The following is a 6,246-nucleotide window of genomic DNA, read 5'->3' as shown; positions in this document are numbered from 1 at the left end:
CAGTGAACAGTAATTAGCGAAGCATAATCAGACTGATAACTGACCACTGACAACTAACCACTGATAACTGACAACTGACAAAATTGCTATGGCTGTAATTCGCTTAATTCTATTGGTGGCAGTACTGGGAGGACTAACGCTGTTATTAGTCCAAAATTTCTCACCTGCCCTATCGCTAGTATTTTTGGGCGTGCGAACTCAACCATTACCACTAGCGATATGGATTTTGTTCAGTACTGCCACTGGTGCTTTCACATCTATATTGATTGCTACCTTATTTAACTTATCCAATTATTTTGTGGCAGGACAACGCCAAACTCCTAACAGAACAACCGCCACTCCATCTCGTGCGAAGTCAACCCGGAGAGAAGAACCGACATCTCGTCCTGTCAGTCCTCCACCACCAGCTAGTAAAAGAGAAGAACCTAGCAGTGGGGTAGTTGATGATTGGGAGACAAATAGCAGTAGAGATGATGATTGGAACTTTGATGAACAGTCAGAACCTACTCCGAATTCTCAAGCTCAAGAGCCTAGAGATTCAACAACTTACGAACGTCAATCAGAAGCCAAAAGCAGTTCTCGGTCTGGTTCAGTTTACTCCTACAGCTACCGCGAGCCAAAAAATACGGCTGCGGGGAAAACTGAATCAATTTATGATGCTGATTACCGAGTAATCATCCCTCCTTATCAGCCACCGACTACCAATCAAGCCGATGATGATGATTGGGAATTTTTTGAGGATGATGATGATTTTGAAGATGATGGTAAACGCCCCCGTCGTTGAGATGTAGCAGGTGTTACGTCTCTATTTGATGCCACACCGCTCTCTAGACTCCTGCTTGACTTTACCAGTCATGGCAGCTTCCTGCAAAGTCATGAAAGCATTAAAATCTTCGAGGTCATACCGGGTAGTCAACAGTTGTCGTAGTTGATCTTCAGCTTCAACTGTCAAATAGCCAGTTGCTAAAGCTCTTTCTACAACGTCACGAATTCGAGTCATGGTTGACACCTCATTCATACTATATTTATTCATTCAGGCTTATCGGGGTGAAATATGCGGTAGTCTTTGTGCCGAAACTTAAACTTATTTGCAAGCTTTTTTTAGCGATCGCGGTAAATCAGTCATTATTTACACCTTTATTAAAAACATTTAATTGAGTGGGTCTTGTTATAACTGAAGTTTTAGAATAACGACCCTGTGCTGTTAGAAACACAGTATTGTGTATACTTAAAATTATCCCCAAAGTAAAAACTCTGATTATTTAGATAGACAGATATTTTTTGGATAAAGTTTCAAACAAGCTATATTAATTTTTTTGTTAAGCATAGCGATCGCTATGCAGCAATTACCTAGTTACTTGAGGGAAATTACTACACTTCTGAGAAATTGATCGTTTATTAGTAATGGTAATTTCACAGAAGAATCGTTAATTTATTGCCTAAGTTACTAACGGTAGTTAATTTCTCTTAAATAGAAGATGAATTTGCAGGTTTTAAAAGTAATTTATAATTTTAAACTGTGGCTCAGAATTCATAATTGGAGCGAAGCAACTGGTGAGCAGCTTATTACAAGGAGTCAACCTGTACTTAATTGGTATTATGGGCGTTGGTAAGACGACAGTAGGACGCTTACTAGCAAAGGAACTGGGTTATGGGTTTGTAGATACCGATGATGTCATTGCCCAAGCAACAGGTCAATCTATCAATCAGTTATTTGCACAAGTTGGTGAAGTCGGGTTTCGCCAGTTAGAAAGCGACGTACTTTCACAAGTTTGTGCTTTTACAAAGTTGACTATAGCAACTGGTGGGGGCATTGTGCTGCGGCAAGAAAATTGGGGTTACTTGCACCACGGTTTGATCGTGTGGCTAGATACGCCAGTGGAGATAATTTACAGCCGTTTAGCTGAGGATACCACAAGACCACTGTTGCAAGATGCCGATCCTCAAGGTAAGTTGCGATCGCTCCTCGAACAACGAACACCACTTTACTCTCAAGCCGATTTGCACATCATCGAACGAGAAGGAGATACACCTGAAGACGTTGCCAAGCGAGTACTTGAGGGAATTCCTGGCATTCTCAAAACACAAGTTTATCATTAAAGGCTGACAGAAATATGTGATGGCTTCACACGGATTTATTATCAAACTTTTTCCATAGGATGTTATGCCAACTATATTTTGGGGAACTCTTGTATTGAGTACGGTTTTCCCAAAGTGAGATTGGTCAGTCATGAAATTTGCCCAGATTATCGACACATTAAGTATCTGGTGGAAGCAAAAGTTGAGGTTAGGTATCAAGCCTACCTTTTTCTGTTTATTTGCGATCGCCCTTTTCCTCACCTTTGGGATCAATGCCTGTAGTCTTGGGCAAAATCAATCTCTCAAACCGCTCCGGGTAGGAATTACAAGCTGGGTAGGATTTGACATTGCACTTTATGCCCAACCCTCAAATATCTTCAAGCAGCGAGGGCTAGAGGTTGAGTTTGTGCGATTCGATAACCAGCAAGATTCCAGTCGGGCTGTCATGCAAGGAAGATTGGATGCAGCATTTGTCTCCTTCTGGGACGTGATGCAGGTTGATCCGGGGAATGGTAAACCTGTGGTGTTAATGACAACCAATATTTCCGCAGGAGCTGACGGGATTGTTGCCAAGCCAGCAATTAAATCGGTGGAAGACCTGCGCGGTAAACGAGTCGGAGCAAAGTTAGGAACCGTCAATCATTTAATTTTGCTGGAAGCCCTGAAAGCCCATCAAATCAAACCCTCTGAAGTTCAGATTTTAGATTATTCCAATGAAGTTGCCGCCCAGAAAATTGGCACAGGTGAGATCGATGCTGCTGTGCTGTGGGAACCGATGCTAGGAGAAACAGCGAAGCGCATTAAGGGCAATGTGATTCACACCACAAAACAAGTAGACAGTCTGGTGATTGATATCTTGATGTCCAGTGACAACATGATGAAAGCTAAAAAAGCGGAACTAAAACAATTCATGCTGGCATGGTTTGATGTAATGCACGCAGTTGAAACTCATCCGACAGAAGTATTTAACGCAGTTGGAAAAAAACTAGGACAAAGTAGTGAGTCTTTTGCTAGTGATTATGCTGGGCTAAAAAAAGGAGATATTACTTTGAACAAGCGGATGTTTGCAGCAGATGGTCGTCTCAATTCAGCAAAGGCAGACATTATCCAACTTCTCCAAGCAGATCCGCGTCATGGTCGGGTGATTCGGCAAGACGTAGAGATTGATCCGACCCTTGTCAATGAAGCAATGGCAGAATGGAAGTCATGAGCCAGAAGTTATCTAAAAGTAATTTATCCCATCAACTACTGATGGGTTTTGGCATTTCTCTAGCAACAGTCGGCTTAACCACATTGGGATTGAACTACTTTTTGATTCAATCAAAGCTAGAGCAAGAACTAGAACAACGTGCCCAGTCGATTACTCAGGGGGTTGGGTTTTCCACGGAAGGATTAATCGAATTAGGGAATACAAGCATTATTAAGCGAGTGGTACAAAACTACGCGACACTGCCAACGGTGGTAGAGGTGGCGATCGTCAGTCCGAATGGACAAACCCTAGCTCGGAGTGGAGCCGCATTACAAAATCCGCCTTATGCTTCAATTCATCCAGAATTGACTCAAGTATTAGAACAGGCTTCTCAAACGGGTTCAGAAACGAGTTTAAGAACCACGATCAATGGTAAGCCCGCATTAGTAGAAATTTTGCCCTTTAGCAGTACCATGTTTGGTCAGGCAAACCGACGCGGAATGACGATCGCCATTCTTGATGTCGAAGAACTACAACAGCAAGCGTGGAAAACCTTCTCTACCTCAACCCTGACCTTACTCGTTGGGATGTCGGCGATTCTAGCACTGATGACAGTGATGATTCAGCGATCGATCTTACATCCACTGCAACGTTTGAATAAAGCCGTCACCGACAGTCAAAGCATTGACCATTTTGTTATGCCCAGTGGATTGCCAGATAACGAAATCCAATTCCTTGCCCATACGATTCAAGCAGCTGCTACACGAGTAGAGGCATACCAGCAACTTGAACAAGAAGTTGCACAGCGCAAACAAGTAGAAGCCGCTTTATTGGCATCAGAAGCGCAATTACGGCAACAAGCCCAAGATTTAGAGAAAGCAATCCAAGACTTGCAGCAAGTTCAAATGCAAATCATTCAAAGTGAGAAAATGTCTGCTTTGGGCAATCTGGTGGCTGGCGTTGCCCACGAAATCAACAATCCAGTCGGTTTTCTCAAGGGTAGCCTCAGTAACGCAACTGAATACGTCCAAGATTTGCTACAGCATTTACACGAATATCAACAAGCCTATCCTAATCCGTCATCTAATATTCAAGACCATGCAGAGGAGATTGACCTGGAGTTTTTAGCTGAAGATTTGCCGAAACTGATTTTGTCTATGAAAGGGGCAACGGATCGAGTTGGGGATATTAGCACCAGCTTGCGGACGTTTTCTCGCTCGGACACAGAGCATCCGGTGCAATTTAATTTGTATCAAGGACTAGATAGTACCCTGCTCATCCTCAAATATCGCCTGAAAGCCAATGAGCTACGTCCAGCGATCGAGGTTGTGCGATTATACGATAAGATTCCGGCGATCACTTGTTTTTCTGGACAGCTCAATCAAGTGTTCATGAATATTCTGGCAAATGCGATCGATGCTCTGGAAGAATCGAATCAAAGGCAAAGTTATGAATATCTCAAACAACATCCAAATCGAATTACGATCAAAACAGGGCTAACAGAGGATCAACAATCAGTTACTGTCCGAATTAAAGATAATGGAATTGGCATGACAGATGATGTCAAGCAAAAGATATTTGAGCATTTGTTTACCACCAAAGGAGTTGGCAAAGGAACTGGATTGGGCTTGGCGATCGCTCATCAAGTGATTGTAGATAAGCATCATGGCACTCTGAATTGTGTTTCTAGTCCAGGCAATGGCACAGAGTTCATTATTGAAATTCCAGTTCAACAGCCTGTATGTCAACTGAAAGCGGCATAGCATTATCAAACCATAATCTTACAAATTACCAAATTTTGGTCATCCGTAGGATAAACCCTGGTAATTCTGGATTACCACTAACTAGTTCGGGATTTTCCAAAATCTCAACTTCTCGATTAGGACGGTAAATGTATACTTTTCGATTCTGCCGATCGATTAACCAGCCTAGTAATGTCCCGTTATCGATGTACTCCTGCATTTTCTCTTGTAATTTTATCAGGCGATGTCTACGACGGGCTACGCCTACACTGGATGAGCGTAACTCAATCACAAAGCTAGGACAAATTGGTGCAAATGAAGCTTTTTGTGCATCTTTTAAGGCATTCCAGCGCTCCAGTTCAATCCAAGAAGCATCAGGGGAACGCATCGCTCCATTGATAATTTAGTGCAATATGCCAAAGAATATTAACATGGGGAATATCAAATCGTAAAAGAATATTTTTTATAACTGTGTCTGCAAAAGATATTTTTCATGAATCAGTTAAAAAAGCTTTGCAAAAAGAACAATGGATAATTACGAGCGATCCATTAAAGTTTAAATTTGGGGAAGTCAACTTCCAAATTGATTTAGGCGCAGAGAAAATAATTGCCGCAGAAAAAGGAAATGAAAAAATAGCAATTGAAATCAAAAGCTTTTTAAACCCCTCGGCAATTAGAGATTTTTACTCCGCTTTGGGACAATTCCTTAGTTACCGTCTAGCATTAGCAGGATATGAACCAGAGCGAGTATTATACTTAGCAGTTCCATTGGATACGTACCAAACATTTTTTCAACTGGAGTTTACTAAAACTGCGATCAAACAGTATCAGTTTCTATTAATTGTTTACAATCCAGTAAATGAGGTGATTGTAGAGTGGATAAACTAGCAAAATATCAAGAGTATGTTAAAACATTGTTGACGAACTATGCCAGTGATGATGTCTCGGATAATGATGTCGAAGTCCAACTAATTTTAGACACAGAACGCAATCATTATCAATGGATGAATGTCGGTTGGCAAGGATTTAATCGTATTTATCGATGCGTGATGCATTTTGATATTAAAGATGGCAAAATCTGGCTGCAACAGAATTTAACCGATCGCAATCCAGCAGAGGAATTAGTGATGATGGGAGTACCACGAGAGGATATTGTCTTGGGTTTGCAAGCTCCATACAAGCGTCAGTATACAGATTATGGGGTAGCGTAATGCGATCGCTCCTCGAACAACGAAC

General features: G+C 41.7%; 7 protein-coding genes and 1 pseudogene. 6 read left to right on the top strand and 2 right to left on the bottom strand.

The features are described 5' to 3' along the window. Positions 1–88 precede the first annotated feature (88 nt). On the top strand, positions 89–784 hold the full coding sequence (locus HWQ37_RS24425) for a LapA family protein (protein ID WP_292752014.1): 696 nt from the start codon (positions 89–91) through the stop codon (positions 782–784). Positions 785–805: 21 nt separating this feature from the next. Here the strand turns inward: HWQ37_RS24425 and HWQ37_RS24420 are convergent, their stop codons facing one another. Next, entirely contained in the window at positions 806–1,000 is a 195-nt protein-coding gene (locus HWQ37_RS24420) for a hypothetical protein (protein ID WP_289797223.1), read from the bottom strand. Positions 1,001–1,554: 554 nt separating this feature from the next. Here HWQ37_RS24420 and HWQ37_RS24415 point away from each other — a divergent pair. The 3 genes from HWQ37_RS24415 (at position 1,555) to HWQ37_RS34725 (ending at position 5,031) form a co-directional block, all read left to right on the top strand. Then, on the top strand, positions 1,555–2,100 hold the full coding sequence (locus HWQ37_RS24415; protein ID WP_292752009.1) for a shikimate kinase: 546 nt from the start codon (positions 1,555–1,557) through the stop codon (positions 2,098–2,100). 130 nt (positions 2,101–2,230) lie between these two features. Then, positions 2,231–3,289: an ABC transporter substrate-binding protein gene (locus tag HWQ37_RS24410; protein ID WP_292752006.1), complete on the top strand. Its 1,059-nt coding sequence runs from the start codon at positions 2,231–2,233 to the stop codon at positions 3,287–3,289. Further along, positions 3,286–5,031 carry a sensor histidine kinase gene (locus tag HWQ37_RS34725; protein ID WP_363318181.1) on the top strand — a complete coding sequence of 582 codons (1,746 nt, stop codon included), beginning with the start codon at positions 3,286–3,288 and terminating at the stop codon, positions 5,029–5,031. Before HWQ37_RS24410 ends, HWQ37_RS34725 begins: the two co-directional genes overlap by 4 nt. Before the next feature lie 25 nt (positions 5,032–5,056). On the opposite strand, the pseudogene HWQ37_RS24400 reads toward HWQ37_RS34725, so the two are convergent. Continuing rightward, a pseudogene (locus HWQ37_RS24400) lies at positions 5,057–5,407 on the bottom strand (Uma2 family endonuclease); the annotation flags it as partial. Between the two features lie 74 nt (positions 5,408–5,481). Here HWQ37_RS24400 and HWQ37_RS24395 point away from each other — a divergent pair. After that, a complete protein-coding gene (locus HWQ37_RS24395; protein WP_292752004.1) occupies positions 5,482–5,898 on the top strand; it encodes a XisH family protein in 417 nt (138 codons plus the stop codon). Then, positions 5,886–6,221: a XisI protein gene (locus HWQ37_RS24390; RefSeq protein ID WP_292752002.1), complete on the top strand. Its 336-nt coding sequence runs from the start codon at positions 5,886–5,888 to the stop codon at positions 6,219–6,221. Before HWQ37_RS24395 ends, HWQ37_RS24390 begins: the two co-directional genes overlap by 13 nt. The last annotated feature ends 25 nt before the right edge of the window (positions 6,222–6,246 follow it).

This window comes from Nostoc sp. NMS4, from assembly GCF_017115095.1.
Classification (GTDB): Bacteria; Cyanobacteriota; Cyanobacteriia; order Cyanobacteriales; family Nostocaceae; genus Nostoc.
The sequence above is the reverse complement of the archived record's forward strand: the minus strand, read 5'-3'. Positions and strand labels throughout refer to the sequence as shown.